At 53.8% G+C, this 15,540-nt stretch carries 18 protein-coding genes; 6 read left to right on the top strand and 12 right to left on the bottom strand.

Going from position 1 to position 15,540, the window contains the following annotated elements; translation table 11 throughout:
• Positions 1 to 210 (bottom strand): hypothetical protein (locus H6F75_RS00135; RefSeq protein WP_190748028.1); only part of this gene is annotated, 210 nt, incomplete at its 3' end.
• Positions 211 to 936: 726 nt separating this feature from the next.
• On the bottom strand, positions 937 to 3,405 hold the full coding sequence (locus tag H6F75_RS00130; protein ID WP_190748026.1) for an integrase: 2,469 nt from the start codon (positions 3,403 to 3,405) through the stop codon (positions 937 to 939).
• A gap of 340 nt (positions 3,406 to 3,745) precedes the next feature.
• Here H6F75_RS00130 and H6F75_RS00125 point away from each other — a divergent pair, with 340 nt between their 5' ends.
• The 6 genes from H6F75_RS00125 (at position 3,746) to H6F75_RS00100 (ending at position 7,066) form a co-directional block, all read left to right on the top strand.
• The gene (locus H6F75_RS00125) at positions 3,746 to 3,883 is read left to right on the top strand and encodes a hypothetical protein (RefSeq protein ID WP_190748024.1); all 138 of its coding nucleotides are present in this window, start codon (positions 3,746 to 3,748) and stop codon (positions 3,881 to 3,883) included.
• Between the two features lie 182 nt (positions 3,884 to 4,065).
• Positions 4,066 to 4,245, top strand: coding sequence for a hypothetical protein (locus tag H6F75_RS00120; protein WP_190748022.1), 180 nt, complete (start codon positions 4,066 to 4,068; stop codon positions 4,243 to 4,245).
• A gap of 57 nt (positions 4,246 to 4,302) precedes the next feature.
• Positions 4,303 to 4,503 carry a hypothetical protein gene (locus tag H6F75_RS00115; RefSeq protein WP_190748021.1) on the top strand — a complete coding sequence of 67 codons (201 nt, stop codon included), beginning with the start codon at positions 4,303 to 4,305 and terminating at the stop codon, positions 4,501 to 4,503.
• Entirely contained in the window at positions 4,463 to 4,714 is a 252-nt protein-coding gene (locus H6F75_RS00110; RefSeq protein WP_190748019.1) for a hypothetical protein, read from the top strand. Before H6F75_RS00115 ends, H6F75_RS00110 begins: the two co-directional genes overlap by 41 nt.
• A gap of 639 nt (positions 4,715 to 5,353) precedes the next feature.
• Positions 5,354 to 5,992, top strand: a complete 639-nt coding sequence (parA, locus tag H6F75_RS00105; protein WP_190748017.1) for a ParA family partition ATPase — start codon at positions 5,354 to 5,356, stop codon at positions 5,990 to 5,992.
• 486 nt (positions 5,993 to 6,478) lie between these two features.
• Positions 6,479 to 7,066 carry a hypothetical protein gene (locus H6F75_RS00100; protein ID WP_190748015.1) on the top strand — a complete coding sequence of 196 codons (588 nt, stop codon included), beginning with the start codon at positions 6,479 to 6,481 and terminating at the stop codon, positions 7,064 to 7,066.
• 88 nt (positions 7,067 to 7,154) lie between these two features.
• Here the strand turns inward: H6F75_RS00100 and H6F75_RS00095 are convergent, their stop codons facing one another.
• The 10 genes from H6F75_RS00095 to H6F75_RS00050 form a co-directional block, all read right to left on the bottom strand.
• Positions 7,155 to 7,568 (bottom strand): hypothetical protein, encoded by a 414-nt coding sequence (locus H6F75_RS00095; protein WP_190748013.1) that lies wholly within the window; start codon positions 7,566 to 7,568, stop codon positions 7,155 to 7,157.
• A 185-nt stretch (positions 7,569 to 7,753) separates the two neighbouring features.
• Complete coding sequence (locus H6F75_RS00090) at positions 7,754 to 8,914, bottom strand: HAMP domain-containing sensor histidine kinase (RefSeq protein ID WP_242019550.1); 1,161 nt, start codon at positions 8,912 to 8,914, stop codon at positions 7,754 to 7,756.
• A gap of 273 nt (positions 8,915 to 9,187) precedes the next feature.
• A complete protein-coding gene (locus H6F75_RS00085) occupies positions 9,188 to 9,916 on the bottom strand; it encodes an HNH endonuclease (RefSeq protein ID WP_190748012.1) in 729 nt (242 codons plus the stop codon).
• Positions 9,917 to 9,929: 13 nt separating this feature from the next.
• Entirely contained in the window at positions 9,930 to 10,403 is a 474-nt protein-coding gene (locus tag H6F75_RS00080) for a hypothetical protein (protein WP_190748010.1), read from the bottom strand.
• Positions 10,404 to 10,526: 123 nt separating this feature from the next.
• A complete protein-coding gene (locus tag H6F75_RS00075) occupies positions 10,527 to 11,075 on the bottom strand; it encodes a hypothetical protein (RefSeq protein ID WP_190748008.1) in 549 nt (182 codons plus the stop codon).
• A 172-nt stretch (positions 11,076 to 11,247) separates the two neighbouring features.
• Complete coding sequence (locus tag H6F75_RS00070) at positions 11,248 to 11,409, bottom strand: hypothetical protein (protein ID WP_190748007.1); 162 nt, start codon at positions 11,407 to 11,409, stop codon at positions 11,248 to 11,250.
• 173 nt (positions 11,410 to 11,582) lie between these two features.
• Positions 11,583 to 12,377: a hypothetical protein gene (locus H6F75_RS00065; RefSeq protein ID WP_190748005.1), complete on the bottom strand. Its 795-nt coding sequence runs from the start codon at positions 12,375 to 12,377 to the stop codon at positions 11,583 to 11,585.
• A gap of 22 nt (positions 12,378 to 12,399) precedes the next feature.
• Positions 12,400 to 14,103 (bottom strand): hypothetical protein, encoded by a 1,704-nt coding sequence (locus H6F75_RS00060; protein ID WP_190748003.1) that lies wholly within the window; start codon positions 14,101 to 14,103, stop codon positions 12,400 to 12,402.
• 655 nt (positions 14,104 to 14,758) lie between these two features.
• Entirely contained in the window at positions 14,759 to 15,196 is a 438-nt protein-coding gene (locus tag H6F75_RS00055) for a hypothetical protein (protein ID WP_190748001.1), read from the bottom strand.
• Entirely contained in the window at positions 15,193 to 15,369 is a 177-nt protein-coding gene (locus H6F75_RS00050; protein WP_199303686.1) for a hypothetical protein, read from the bottom strand. The genes H6F75_RS00055 and H6F75_RS00050 overlap by 4 nt, the downstream gene beginning before the upstream one ends.
• Positions 15,370 to 15,540: the final 171 nt, after the last annotated feature.

The following is a 15,540-nucleotide window of genomic DNA, read 5'->3' as shown; positions in this document are numbered from 1 at the left end:
CGCCACCGTCAGGCCCAGACTGGCAACGGCAGCCATCACCACCCAGCGATCGCTGCGAGAGAAGCCCGCCGCCGCTACAATCAGCGGGTACAGGTTAGCGTGGGCAAATCCCAGGGGCGTCAAGGTATCGGTGGCAAGTGCCAACGCCAGTCCGGCAAGGACGAACCCTTTGGTAAGACGAGGAGAGGGAATGGGAATTGAGGGGGTCATAGCGGTACGGTGAGAAAATATCTCATGGTTAGCCTCCAGTGAGAGCTTGATGGATTTTGTAGGCCAACTCGGCCTGCTGGTGAGGTTTGTGCAGCAGGTATATCTCTGTCTCTAGCCCCTTCCAGTGGGGCAAGATGTTTTCGGCATAGGAGGTGATAGCACCCGCTGCTGAGGGTGGCGAGCTTTTTAACCAAGGGAGGCAAGGGCGTTGATGTGGTAAAAGCCGCCGATGGAGCTCTCTATCAGGCTAAGACCAGAAGACGCAATTGGGTGGTTGTCCACAGTGCCTGCAACGAAAGTGGCTAAGCTTCTTATGCAAATCTCAAGATTACGGTGGAGTGGTTGTTCCTCAAGGCTCCAGCGACTGAGACTAGCCCCGGTCAAGCCACAGAATTGCCTAGAATAGTTGTCCCGCGCCGCAACCACTCCACAGTTGAATCTGCTGCGGAAACCCTCTCCACACAAAGCATCCAGGTTAATAGAGAGGTTTGGCTGCGACTTTTAAACGAAACGGCAGAATAAGGCTTTGAGACAACTGGCACAAGCTAGCACAGGCCAGATCTAGTCCACTTTCTAACTCTACTGGCACAGAGCAGATGTGCTCACGGCCCATGAAGCAAAGTGCCTACATGCTCTCATCTTTATCCCAAGAGCCTTCAATAGGCTTGATAAGAGAGGTGCAGCTGCACCTCTCTTATCAAGCCACGCGAGAAAAACACCTCATTATCAGGCAACACCAAGATGATGAAGGATTATTCTCTGAAAACTGCCTGGGAAAAGCCGCCCTCCGCTAGAACGATTGCCTGTACCCATGAAGAGAGGGCTCTCAGCCGAAACATCCTCTTTACATTCTTTACGGACATCGATATAGCCTTGCAATATTTTGCCAATCTTAGGTTTAAGCTGCAGCACCCGGTCCACCTCTCCATTTAACTTAGAAACAACTAAGCTGTAATCTTCTTCCTCTCGGTTGAAGTGGCCGACATTGAGCCTTTGTAGTTCAGCCCAACCCAACTCCTGCAACGCCCAAAGCACAAGGAGCGCGCGATCTCTTGCCTTCCTTAAATAATCATTCTGTCGAGTCGACAAACCAAGATGAGATAGTTCCTGCTTATCGTCGGTTACCCAGCCTTTGAGCATCACCGAATCTGGTTCAGAGGGTGCTTTCCTAGCATCAGGTTTCAGTTTCCACCAGTCTTCAGCCGCCTGCGATTTCTCTCTGAGAGTTTCCTCGTTGTAGGTGGCATCAGCCTCTCTTACAGTGTGGCCCAGCAGTTCAGCAAACGCCTCACGCTGTTCTGGACGGCCATAGCGTCGTTGAAACGTCACAGCAATGCGGCGGAAGACATGCGGCGTAGTATCACGGGGCTCTTCAAAAAGAACCGCCGTCGCCCGATGAACCGCCCCTGCCACTAAATCACTCATATCCCCCTTGTTCAAGGGCTCTCCCCGAGTTGCAGGATTGCGTCTAGACCCCGTACGGATAAATACTAAATCATGATCAGTGGGGACTCTTGGCCTAAAGGTTTCAATCCAGTAGTCTAAGTCTTCTGTAAGGTGCTTGGGCAAAGGATACTCACGCCCTTTTCGAGATTTTTTACCTGCCTTATGCTGAGCACGGTTCAACTTCACCCAATAACCATCCGCTTCGCGAAAGAGGGTACCGTTTAGCACCATTTCTCGGATTTCTTTTTGTCTGACGGGACAGTAGGTAAGGATGGAGACGATTACATAAACTTGCCAGGCTGCCATGATGGCATCTTGTGATCGCTCATCCCCATATTTATCGAGGGGTGCACAGGCTCGCTTTAGATACTCCACCACCTGCTGAGCTTCATAGAAAGATAGGCGTTTAGCGTCGAGATTTTGGCGAGATCCTTCATTCTTGTGTTGCTCCCGGAGATAATTAACATAATCTCGTATATCAGCAACCTGCTCAATATCATCGAATTTGCGGCGTTTTGACTGAGGATTAAGCCATTTCGCGACAGCCATAGCACCATAGCCAAAGTTAACTGCACGCCCGTAGCCAGTTTTGCGGATATTGACGAGATAGGCAACGACCCCTTTAAGAACATTAAGATCAGCAACATTTGCCAATCTCACTTCCTCTAAGGGAACGCGCTCGATATGATGCTGCCAACCCAAAATGCCTAGAACAGCCTCACGGTAATTTTTAAAGGTTTCCGCATTGATCGGAGGACTCTTTCGTTCAGGAGCCTCTGGAGCTAAACAAAAGTGTTCAAAAGCCGCCCAGTCCTTTCTTAAGGGACTGGTGAATTGTTCAAATTGAAGGCTGTACTCACCGACATCTTCGCGGAGTTTCCTAATCTCCCCTAGAAAGAACCGGAGAGCCTTAACCGTAGGAATATCGCGGGAATCGTAGTGCTTAGCTTGGGGATTACAGAACTTTGCTACGAGAATAGCGACTTTGACGACATCGGAGGCCCAACAGTAGGTTTGCTGACGTTCCGTCACAGCCCAGTCGATGCAGACCATGACATCAGATGGCGCAGTAATCATTTCCAGCGTTAAGTCTTGAGCATTAGTCCCTCGGTGCTGCTTGAAGTATCCCATGAGAAAATAAATCGCGGACAAACTCCGCTGTATCGTTTTGGGTTGCATGGGTGGCCCCTTGCGTAACCCAATCTCAGTCGTAGTCCAGAATTGGCCATAGGCTTCCAGACGAGTAGTAACCTCTGAATTGAGTTGATCGGGGTTAATCAGTACGTCTTTGAGGCCGTTCCAGGTCAGAAAAGGAAGAATCTCTTCTTTTTGGCGCTTATCGTCAGCTATTCGAGCACGACCTTTTCCAACATTCAACTCTGGGGTGCGGTCTTCATGTTCTCGGGGTAATAGTGTGGAGTACCACCGTTGATCCCGAAGCCAGCCCATAAAGCGGTTCAACGCAGACCGATAGTTTCGCAAGGCTCCATCGCTAATGCTTCGCCCACTTTCTTGACGAGCCGCAACAGACGTATCAAATACTTCTTCAATCTGCTGCAGTTGGCTGAGTAGGACCTGCCCCAGACAGAGATCTAGTTGTTCTCGCTTGAGAGCCTCTGCCTGAAAGCCGAGGCTCTCAAGCACGATTCGAAGCGTCGTTCTTAAATTATTGTCGATACTGGGATTTTGAAGATATTCAGGGCTGACGCGGAAAAGGTTATAGGCATCTAATGCGGTTTCAGGCTTCATACCACCATCAGTATAAATGTACTTAAGTAGTATACATGAACCACCCATAGCGTTTATATATTAGATTTATTACATTGGGGCAAAAAGATGAAAGCTTTGCTTCAAATGGGTTTTCATCTAATTTGTGTTTTCTTACAGTAGGTAGAGGCTTCCTACTGTAAGTATTAGGCTCAAAGCTTCTGTCAACGGCTGCCAACTCATGAATCACAGGTTTCATCACAGCACCTATGACAAGTTTTCTCGTACGAAAACCTAGTTAGAAATGAGAAGTAGACACCCAACCCATCGATAGGAAGCTTTTCCCTGTCAACTGGGATGCGATCGCAGGGTCGAGGTCGAGGTGGCTACCAAGCTGATCGACCAGATGACCAGCGCGCAGCTGCGGAAGGAGTGCAGCCGTCGGGCGATCGCTTGGCGCAATGCTCACGGCAAGGGCAAGCACCTGCTGAAGGGGGAAATGCTGAAGGCCCTAGCGTAGGAGCCACGCTGCCAGCCCACAGCGCTAAGAGAGGGCACCAATAACAAAACCCCGCCATGTTTCAAGGTCATGGCAGGGGCTGTAAACCGAATCTGAGGGAAACGATTATGACCGCAATTTTAGCAGTCCAGCCCACCGCTGAGCGTGGCTCTGGCCGTCGCCCTGCTACCCGTTGATATCGTATGGTCACGGCTCACAAAACAGGAGGGCAAACCCTAATCGATGGCTTTAACGTCGAGGTGCCCAGCGGTGGTACCTTCGGTTGGAGAGAGCAGGCTGCGATCGTCGCCCACGTTGCCCAGCACTACCCTGGGCATGAGGTGGTAGACACCTGGGCCATTGTCCGACCGATCGCAGCATAGGCCACACTGGGGCTGGCCTTCTGGCCCCATCACTGCATCCCTATCGGAATAGACCCAATGCTCGAAAGATCCGATTTAAAGAATCTGCTTAGGCTTAAGATGGCCCTGGCTGATATCCCCCTAGCCGCCCTAGCCGATAGCGCGTTAGCCGCTGCTGCGGGCCGCCTGGTTGAGGAAATCGATCGAGTCGTTGAGCTTGGGCCTGCATCCGACTCAGATGAGCCATTGCCTGGCTACATTCCCGATCGCAGCGAATAAACATACCCTCTACCCAGAGGATGAATCACGGCACAGTGCTGCGGTGATTGGAGCAGTGCGATCGGCTGTGCGGAAATATCACGCAGGCTTTAGTACCTTGGCTCTGGTGAGGATGGCCCAGTCTGGCGGCACGACCGAGGACGAGCGCAAAGTCGGGGCGGTTGTGGCCGGTGCCGTCAAGAAAGCGCGATTGGGCTATCGGATGACTTAATAGCCCGCAGCAGCAAGCCCGATCCAACCAAAATAAATCCCACCAGCCTGTGCAGCCAGTGGGGAATTTTCAGGATGAATCGCAAATATGCTGAGCCTAGGTTGCCCCCATTGGCCGATAGCCGTACAGGGTTAGAACAAACAGATTAAAGCTTGTTAACCTTTACTGTCATATGCCCAACGGCGGACTAGAAAAAACGGCTGAAACCCGCATTCTCTCGTTGACTGGTTGCGGTGACAGCAAATATTCAAAGACCTAGAACTACTGATTCATAAAGGCTAGGTTTCTGATTTTAGTCCAACGCCGGGCTATTGGACTAAATGCACCCAAAACGTGACCTGACTAGTACACCGCCACCAACTTACTTATGTCCGAACTGTCACAAGCGGGGTCTAGTTCTGGGAAAAGCGGAATTTTCTCTCCTTTGCACTCCGATGACCTTTGCCACGTAGCGATCGCGGTGGTGCCAGCTGGGGTAGGGGATGGGGTGGCATGAGCGGAAACGTATCCACTTGAGCACGTACTTACTTGAGCAAAGCATAATGTGATCACTTGAGTACGTATTTACTTGGGCACGTGAAAGCCCGCAGGCATTCCCCCCAGGGCGTAACATTCACTTGAGCACGTGAATAAGTACCCATGATAATTACCATCGCCTCGCTAAAGGGGGGCAGCGGCAAGACATCGCTGTCGGTGCACCTTGCCCATGCGATCGCCCTCGCTGGCCGTCGGGTGCTGCTAGTGGATGCAGACCCCCAAGCTTCAGCAAGCACGTGGGCAAGTGCCCGTGAAGACAAGCCCCCATTCTCGGTTGTGGGCATGGCCAGGGACACCCTCCACCGTGAGCTCCCCGACCTGGTGGCCAGTTATGACCACGCACTGATAGACACCCCACCGCGCACCAGCAAGTTGACCGGCTCCGCCATCGTCAGCAGTGACCTGGTGTTGATTCCAGTGCAACCGTCAAGTTATGACGTCTGGGCCGCAGCTGAAACCGTTGCTATGGTTGAGCAGGTTCAGGGCATTAAGCCAGACCTGCTGGCCGCCTTCATCGTGAACCGGGCCATCGGTCGAACGGTCATTGCTCGCGACATTCTCGACGCCCTAGAGGATTACCCTTTCCCGGTACTGCCAACCACCATTGCCCAAAGGGTTGCGATCGCAGAGTCTAGCGGTGGGCATACAGTGTTTGAGGTAGAGCCCAGCGGGGCATCTGCACGCGATTTTAGGGCAATGGCTAAGGATGTTCTGAAACTGACGGGGGTAACGCAATGGTAGAGAAGCGATCGCGCATCACCCGGAAGCCAGCGCCACCGCCCGCTGCTGTCGAGGGATTTCTAGAGCAGCTGAGCACTGATGGGGACGCATCAGCACCAGCGCGCGTCGGGCCACCACCAGTGGTCACCTCCCAAGATGACGGAACTAAAAGCAAGGCATTCCCACACAGGCTTAGCGCTGACTTCACCACCGAACAGTACAAGCGCCTCAAGCGAGCTGGGTTTGAGACTGACCAACCTATGACCACGATTGTTAGAGAGGCCGTCGAGGATTGGCTTAAGGCACGTGGGTACTGATTTACGTGAGCACGTATTCACTTGGCATTAAGACGAGTGGGCGCAACAAGAATGAAAGCACCTTGCGCTATGCCTTGGCTGTGGCGAGATGTCACCCAGGGCAGCGTTGTACTGCTGCCCTGGTCTTCTACGGTGGGGCTAGAAGTTTTGCGTTGTGTTTTTTGGGTCGCTGAACTCGTAAGTGTTTGCTGTGTCTTGGGCTGTTGGCGTTGGCGAGGGTGGAGCGGGTTTGGGTTTTGGCTTCTCGCTGTCTACGGGCTTTTCGCTATCCTGGGAGTTGTCGCTAGATTTGTCGGTCATGGTTACGAATGTGGTGAAAGAACAGACAAACGTGGCCTTGATTTACGACTATGCGCGGGAGATGTACTTCGACCGAAAGCAGAACCTGAGATCGCTAGATACCCGATTAGCGACGGCGATCGGTTTTGCTGGGCTGACGCTGCGGTTTGCGGCCGAGCTGCCTGAATTGGGTCTAGTAGAGCCGCGGCTAAAGGTGGCTGCTTGTGGACTGGCAGCGCTGGCTACGGTAGTAGCTCTGAAGGGATTTGTTAGCCAGGCGTCGGGTGAGGTAATGCGGCCTGATGCATTGCTGGAGAAGTTCTATTACGACTCCGATGAGCAGTGTCGATTGGTGATTGTAAGGCAGTGGCAGAGTGCTTCTGATGCCCTAAGCCACCTAGCCGCCGCGAAAAGCTATTGGCTAAATCGGTCAGTGATTTTGCTTGTGCTGGCGGCACTGTCTTTTGGAGCAGACGTGGTGCTAGCTGTTTTGTCATAATAGTTTTGATGAAACTCTAAACAAAGCTTAGCCGCCTAGTGGGTCTTCCCTCAGGCGGCTTTTGTTTTTAGAAAGAGTGTTAGCAGGACTAAGGCTGGTAGGCTCTCCCGACTTCATGCATTGAATAGACATGAATGGGGTAGAGCGTGTCTTCTACGTTTTGCCCAGACTGAACGGCATCGTCTCGGTTTTCTCGAAAAAGCAGCAGAGTCTCAATGCGTCTTTCGTACTCCGCCTCAGTTTCGTTGTCCAATTGCGGGTATAGGGCGTAGATGGTCTCGATGGTCACGTTGGCTTCAAACACCTCTTCATAGGCGGCTGTCGCCTGACTGACATCTCTCCGGCTAGCACCCAAGATGCTTGTGTAGTCGAGGTCTAGACAGTTGCCGTCGGGCAAAATCATGTAGGACATGCCACACGCATTTGACACTTGGGCTTGGGCTGGAAGGGCGATCGCGAAGGTCGTAGCCAGGAGAATGGGCGAGAGTAAGTTTTTCAGCATGTGCTCAGGGTTGAAGTAACTCCTACCCCTTACGTGGTGGAGTTCCAACGAGCCGAACGCTTTACGAAGCAATCACGGTTGAGTAGGGTTTTGTAGGCGCAATGTAGTGGCAGGCATAGGTGGGCTAGCAAAACATCAAGCACATCCAGCAAGAGCGGTGACGGAGCCGACATCGCACCCTCCGCTTACTGACGATCGCCTTCAACCGGGCATGACTGCGGCAGGCGGACGGTGAACGTTGTGCCCTCCGCTGCCGTCGAGGCGACCTCTACCGTGCCTCCATGGGCGACAACAATCTCGCGCACGATGTACAACCCCAAGCCAATGCTGCCCGGAACTCGTTGCGCTGTCGAATCTGGCTCGGTGTGGCGCATGAGCGGATCGAAGATTGTGGCCAGCTTCTCTGACGGGATCGGCGGGCCTTCGTTATGCACGCTCAAGACCACGGTTGACCCGTCTGAAGTGGCCGATAGCACGATTGGCTTCTCCTCTGACCCGTGCTGAATTGCATTGCCCATCAAATTAGAGACGACCTGGCGGAGTCGGGCCGCATCATAGTCGCCCATGAGATCGCCATCTGGGAAAAAGCGCAGCGTGCGTTGCGGATGGGCAACACAGAATTCTGCGAAGACGTTGCGACAGAGTAGTTCTAAATCGACCGGACCGCGCGTTAGCGGCATCGTGCTGCCCAGCCCCGTCGAGGCGAAGTCGATTAGGTCACGGATCAACCGGGTGACCGCTTCCGTATTTGTCTCGATCACCGATAGCGCTCTAGGAGAGTCTGGGTGTTTATCTGAGGTGCGCGAGATCAGTTGTGCAGCCATGCTGATGGAGTTCAGCGGGCTGCGCAGGTCGTGGCCGAGGATAGCCAAGAACATGCGGCGCGACTGATCAATGCGATCGGTGTAGCTGCCAACAGCGGCGGCGAGCGATTGATCAATCGACTCGTTGAAGCGAGTGATGTCGTTGACATCGTTGATGTCGAATTGCGGGTGGCGCTCGGTCCACAGGCGGAGCACGCTGGCGCGCAGGGCACGGTATTCGGAGACAACCTCCACGATGTCAAAGCCCGAGCCCACACGGCCCGCACCGTGCATGACCGAGGCGTTGTCGAGCCTATCGCTTTCTTCGCCAGCAGCACCGCCGTGGCCTTTTGACTTACTCGCTTGCTGCGCAAGGCTCTGACCAATCTGCATGTCTCGCGCAGTTGCTAGCAACATTGCCTCGGCGTCATTACGCAGAGCGAGCTTGGTCATCTTCATCCCAGGCGCGAGGCTGCGCGCAAACACTTCCCATTCCGCGAGAATGGGCTCGACGTTTTCAAGGATGAAATCTGCCAGTCGCATCAATTTTTCCGTCAGGAACACCTCAGGATAGAGGCATGATACCGCTGAGGGCGGTCCCAAAAATGTCAGCACAATGCCTCTCTAGAAGTGAGTAGCTCACTGACGCGCTCGCCGCCCCTAGCGACCCCCTCCGGAAACTCCGATTTGTCCGGTTGGGCCTAGGTCATGAGGGGTATAAATGCGTCACAACGAGGTGGAGAGCATAGCGGCTCTTGACTAGCAGGGGACACAGTATCGCCTTGCCCAGTGAGGGGATTAGTGAGGGGGTGGAGTTTATGCCACCCTTACTGTGGCGTTCTTATCCCAATCCAGGCTGTAGCCCTTCTGTCGAGCAAAGTTCCGCATGGTAGCTCTAGATATCTCAGCACCGGGAATGGTGTTGACCCATGCATGGTACTCGTCATGCACTGAGCCAGTGATAACAATTAGGTTGTTCTTATCAGCCGCCAACCCTGGGTTTATAGCCTCAGCGACAATATGGTGAACGTGCTTCTCATGCTCTTTGCCAAAGGCTTGACCAGTTAGCTGGCAGACCTGATGTTCAGACTTGAGCTTTTTGATTACTCCGTCCTTGAAACTGGCTACCTTCTTGGCTTCTATCGAGGAATCCACAGCTAGCTGTGGATGGGCAGCAACTATGTACGTTAACAATGCAGAGCTAGCTCGGTATTCAGATGCTCTCAGGGGTCTATCTGTGGCCAACCGGTCGAGCAAGATTTGAACGCCAATAGGCCTTATAAAGTCATGCTCTGATTGAACTTCCAGTTCATCGGCAGTCACCAGATAGATTCTTAGAATGTTTCGGTAGGCTTGCACGATACTCTTAGCCGTCTCTTTGCTACGAGTCAATAAAGCGCCATGCAGCTGCATGATAGAGAGGTAAGCAGCACCGTTTTTTACGACAAGCTCTTTTGACAGGCTGTTGAATTTTGCGACCTGGCCCTTTGAAAGAGTCGTCTTTAAAAGAATTTCGTTGTTGTCGCTAAGCTCAATTGGCTTCATGGCGTCCCTGGGACTAAATCCCCACCCCGCCGTTGAGCTTCACAATTGAGAGCATCTGATTCCTCAATCGATTGAGGTTCTGCATTTGCTCATCAAGGCCCCCATTGTCAGGGTGATACTTTTGGGCCAAGCGCTTGTATTCAGCCTGGGCTTGAGACTCCATCTCGGTTGCTGCCTCAGAGATACCAAAATCCTCAAACTTGGCTCGCTCGAAGTTGCGATCAAGTAGCCAAAACCCCACTTCGTCAAAACCCGCACCCGTTGCCGCGTGGGCTCGGAGCTGTTTGTTTTCAGACTCAAGCTTGGCTACTTGCGCTTCTAAAGTTGCGAGCTGGGTCTTCAGGTCATCAACGCTTGGAGCGTTTAACTTATCCGCAAGTGCTTGCCAACTACGGGCCTTTAGTCTGAAGTGCTGCTTGGCGTCGGTAAATGTCTTGAACTGCTCTTTTAGTGATGCAGCCGTGTGCTTGGGAGAGGCAGAAGCCATGGTGAACTGCTCAATTGCGTAGTTCAATAATGGGCAGATCGCTAAGACCTCACGCCTATAAGATTGGCATCTTTACAGAAATCTCTTCAAGCACAGAGCCTCCACACAAGGATTTGTCGAAACTTACACCGCTGTGACCAAACGCGCCACTACGCTGCCTCCACCTGCCTCAACAGAAGCTACACCTGAATGATTCTCAGAGGTGGTTGACTGCTCGGCAATTCCCAGTGCCTGCCGGTTGGTTTCAGCGCAAACTTTCTCATAAAGGCGGCCCAGTTTATCTGCTTTCATCTGCTGAAATTCTTCAGTGGATTCGCGGCCGGGCCATAAGATGTCGCACGCACCCCGGAGGCTGCGAAGAGCCTCTTGGATGCTCGCCGAATTGGATAGGCTAGGTTGAGCGAAGATGCTCATGGCCTTAGTCAGCAAAAGCGTCGGTGTCGCGCCTTCTGGCAAGAGTAGAGCAGTGGCTGGGCTGCAGATTAGACCGAGTTGCTCCGACATAATTGAAACATCAACGACCTTCTCCATGACGGAGAGGTCGTCGCGCCCCTGCAAGTCGTGCTGAATAATCGCAACTGTTAGTTCAGCTGCCTCGCAAAGGGCGATCGCCACCACTGCCTCTGCACCCCAAAGTTGAAGTGCCTGATCGTAGATTTCTGCTGCTTCCATGACCTATCTCTAAATGATGATTGCTGCATGACTGCCGCCGCCTTTGCGCCCGCATAGGAACTTTCCCTGGGGGCGTAAGGCATTTGTATCGGGGTCAACCGTAGCCTAAATACTTAAGCCATCGAGCAACCCTCTAAGCTCTCTCAGCGCAGCGTTAAACTGCTGCTGGCGCTCAATAGCCGCTCGCGATCGCTAGGCCATGCTTAACAGCATTCTGTGCCACGATGAGCTTACCGCCTTCCGTCTTGAGGCCGGTCGATCGCTCCCACAGCCTCAACCTTAAGGCTATCTGGCGCTGCAATTCTCTCCGCTCAAAGGTTCCGGTCCAGGTCAAAGGCGTAACGAAGTGGAGAGCGCAGCGGCCCTTGACTAGCAGGAGACACGGTATCATCTTGCCCGGCCAGGGCGTTAGTGAGGGGTTGGAGTTTATGCCACCCCTATTGTGGCGCTCTTATCTCAATCCAGGCCGTAGCCTTTTACCCGGGCAGAATTCCACCCCTTCATAACTCATGCCATCGGAAAATGCTTGGCAAATTTGATCTGAGTAAGCCGTATCGCTTCGTCGTGGGCCTGCTCAATGTCGTCGAGGTCGAGTAGGCCTACCATTTTCTCGCAGTAGGCGATCGCCTCCAGACCCACCGACTCAGGAACGTAATTGCGGGCAATGCGGCTGTCTCCATGAACTGGATTTTCCCAAACCTCTTTCATCTGGGTAGCATTCATACCGAAAAGGCCTTGGTAGACATAGTTGGTCCAATAGCCGTAGCGACCTCGTGAGTCTTTCTCCTGCACCTCCCAGCTCCACTCGGTCCTGGCAGGCTTGCCCGACTCTCGTGACATAATCCAGGTTTGAACTCGCTGGCTGTCCTCTCGTGTATAGGCTCGCTTCAGCATGGTGTAAGCTTGAGCGTAAATGCCCTCAGCCGCAAACCAAGCCAGAAAGTCGATCAATCCATCACGCGCGGGCTTCCGCAGTTTGCCGGGGTCTTTAGCCCAGTCTCGCGCTAGATCCACCCAGTCAGAAGCTTCTATAACTTGGTAACTATTACCGTCTTCTGCAGAGATTTGGATCACCCTGAAAAGCTTGCCTGATGGGAGCTTAAGGTATGTACCCTCTTCGTTTTGGATCACCCTCTGAGTCAGTGTGTTGGAGGGAACGTTGGTATGGCGGTCCATCCCGCGAAAGCCCATGCCAATGGAGGGTTTATCTGGTCCCAAACCGCTGGGGTCAATGATGATGGCTTGAATCTCCCGGCTCTTGTAGCGCAGGGGGATGATCTGGCCGGCGCGAAATTCAGGCATAGCGACACTCTTAAATAAGAACCTATCGGTTAATGGGTGAGGGGTCTTGGGCAGTCACGTCAGCAGGCTCTCCAGCCTCGAGAGAATCAAGCACACGCAGATGATAAAGCAGTAGGAACCGCTCGTCTTCCGTCAGTTCAGACCAGCGTTTACTCTCAAATCGGTCGGCAATGAACTGGCGAATCGTGTCACCAGACCAACCCAAGCTCCTGATCTGGTGTTGAATCTGCTCGTGCAGGTCTAGGTCATACGCTGAAGGCTCTGCCTTCTGTGGAAAAGCAACCTCATCCCCCCGTACCCCCCTTCCCGGAGTAAAAGAGTTTGTATCCGACCTCAGCTCACCAGCGCAAAGCGCCTCACCCTTCATATTTCTCTCTGAGGGGTGTAATTCCTTGATTTTTGGGGAATCGAGCGATTCTAGTATTGCTTCAGAGATTGCCTCTTCAGGGGCTAGAAAGCTTGCTGCTATGGCAATTACACCCTCTTGATGCTCGGGGTGCCAGAGGCGGAGGTGCTTGTAGAGGGTCTGTTGGCTAACTCTGGCAGCCTGAGCAATCGCCTTGGCTCTCGCCGTAATCTGCTCGGGCAGCTCTCCGGTCTGCTCTAGGTTGGTATAGGCAGCGCGGATGCGGTGCTGAGCCGATTCGGACTGCCGCTGGTTGAAGGGCACCAGGTTGTTCTTGGGGTGGCGGGTGTCGCGGGTAGGGGTGGTTCCCAAGGGCCAGTAGTAGCCCTCGACGGCTCTGGCCCATGCGATGACTTTGCGCTCGATGTCGTGCTGGTGGCGGCAGTACTGCTCGTAGCCAGGGCAATGAAGGGCAATGCGCAGGGTGTAGTCAATCAGGGCTTGGCCCTGAAGGCCCTCGAAGACGCGGCCGTAGCAGGCGATGGTTTTGAGCAAGTGGTTGGTCTGCCCGTAAGCGGTCCAGCCTTCGGTGATTTCGAGATCTAGGTCGTGCCGCCAGCTAGCGACGGGGTGATTGCGACGCTTGGGCCGCTTGCGGTGGTTATCGCGGCCAATCTTCATCGCATGGCGCAGGGTGTCCATGTCTTGGTGGCCAGCAGCGCCGTCCCAAAGCCAGAAGAACCGGGCTAGGCTGTCACCGATGGGGTTGAGGTCATCGTCGAGCAGGCAGGAGCCACTGCAGGGCTGTAGGGGCAGCCGGTGCCCCATGTATTCGATGAAGGTCTGAACGCCGTAGGCCTTGACATTGGGGAAGATCTCAAGCTGCCCGGCCTGGAGTCGAAACCCCTGGGCTTTGAAGCATTCTTTCAGGGCAACGGCCAGGTTGAAGGTGTTAACTAACTCGGCAAAGGGAATGTACAGGTGCAGGCCACCGCTCCAGCTCGAGCGCAGCAGCAGGGTGCGGGTAATGCCAATGGTCTCTAGGGCGGCGCGAATCTGAGCGACCCCATCGGCGGTGCAGTAGTCGCCGCCGGCGTCGAGGTCGAGCAGGGCGTAGCGGGTGTCGTGGGTGAAGCGGACGCCGATCAGCTGGTTGGCGTCTTGCCAGTGGTTCCAGAGAACGCGAGGCCGCAGCGGGTAATCTTTAACAGTGGTCCAAGCGGCTTTGGCGGTGGCGTCATCCGGCAGGTCGGCGCGGATGAAGTTCCAGGGGTAGTGGCCAAAGATTTCACAGAGCCGCTGGCCGGTAGGGTCAGCGGGGAGGGGTTCAGAACGGGGAGCTCTACGCGACTCCTCGCCCCATCCTATAGATGCGGTCATTTTCGTGCGTCTCTTCCAAAATTTGTGAGCAATGAGTATTGCCCCGAGAGAGCGCCGGTGTTACCATAGCCGCATAAGCAATTTTGCGCGACTCGGGACTGGTCCTCTCGGGTTTTCGCTTTTTAAAGAGCCGGTGGCATTTGCTGCCGGTTCTTTTTGCCTATTAAGGGTCTGGTCAGGACACTTAATACTGATGAACGCGATCGCCAGGGGGTCAACCCAGCGGGGCGTCAATCATTGCCGAATCATAGTACAGGTGTACAAGCCGGGCAAGGCAAACACTAAAAATTGGGCATTATCAGTGTTTTTGGGTTGGTACTGGCCTCCTTACGTGCAACAAAAGACTGTAGGTACCGCTCGTTCTGCGGGAGTTGCCAGGGCTCTAGACCAGCGTCGTGGAGCTGCTGGTCTTGCCGGGCCACCTGTTCGCGCAGTGCGTCGGGTTTTGCCGTAAAAATCTGACTCGTGCAACCCGTGACTAGCGAGGGTTTGATGGCCTTCAAGCGCAAAAAATCTGACACGTTTTGTCGCCCTAGACCGACAGCATCAGCTGCGCTTGTTTGGCTCCTTTGATAGGAGCCATCGAGCATCTGAAAACCATCGACCGACAACGAACCAGTCGAAACCGTAGCGTGTTTGGCTTTGTCTCCAGTGGTCATCCGGCCACCCGCTGCCACAGGCGGGCAATCTCAGCCAGCAGCACCTGAATATTTTGAGTGAACGCCCGATGCTCTGTAGCATTGGCCTGGGCCTCTATCTGCCACTGCTCACGCGCTGCCCGCATCTCTGCCCGGTCTGCTCTGGCCTCAGCTAGGAAAACCTCAAAGCGTTGGTCGGCCTCTACCTTTTGCTGTTCAGCCCTCTGCACCGCTTCCTGCTGCTGCTGCCCCATGTCAGCAATCATGGCCACGGTGTCGGCGATGGATGCCTCTAGCTGAGTCTGGTTCTTCTGCTCGCCCTCCTCAATACGCCCGCCCCACGCTTCGATAGCGCGGGCGTTGGATTCAGTGATTTTCTCGGTTCTAGCTAGCCCTTCAATAGTGATAGCCAAAAGGGCTTCCATGCGGTCAAGGCGATCGCTGCTCTGGGTCATGGCTTGGCCTCGGTGGGGAACGTACCATCCTGCTTCGCGTTTCTAACTGCCTGTTCTAGCAAGAAGGCAGCCAGATTAGCGATCGCCCGACCGTCATAGTCGGCCCATTGCTCTAAGTCGTCTGCCAGTCGGTCAGGCAGTGTTACCTGGATTCGCTTACTCATGCCCGTCATGGTACAACCTCCAACGGTTCAGAGTGAATATGACACCTATAGTACTCGTTTTTGTGTTTTTATAACATCAATTTGTGTTATATCTGCACCAAGATGCGAAACGGCATAAGCACAGGGCTGGCCCTACTTGGCCCATTGTTTGCCGTGCCAACCGCGCCAAACCCGTACCTG

This window comes from Nodosilinea sp. FACHB-131, assembly GCF_014695395.1.
Classification (GTDB): Bacteria; Cyanobacteriota; Cyanobacteriia; order Phormidesmidales; family Phormidesmidaceae; genus Nodosilinea.
The sequence above is the reverse complement of the archived record's forward strand: the minus strand, read 5'-3'. Positions and strand labels throughout refer to the sequence as shown.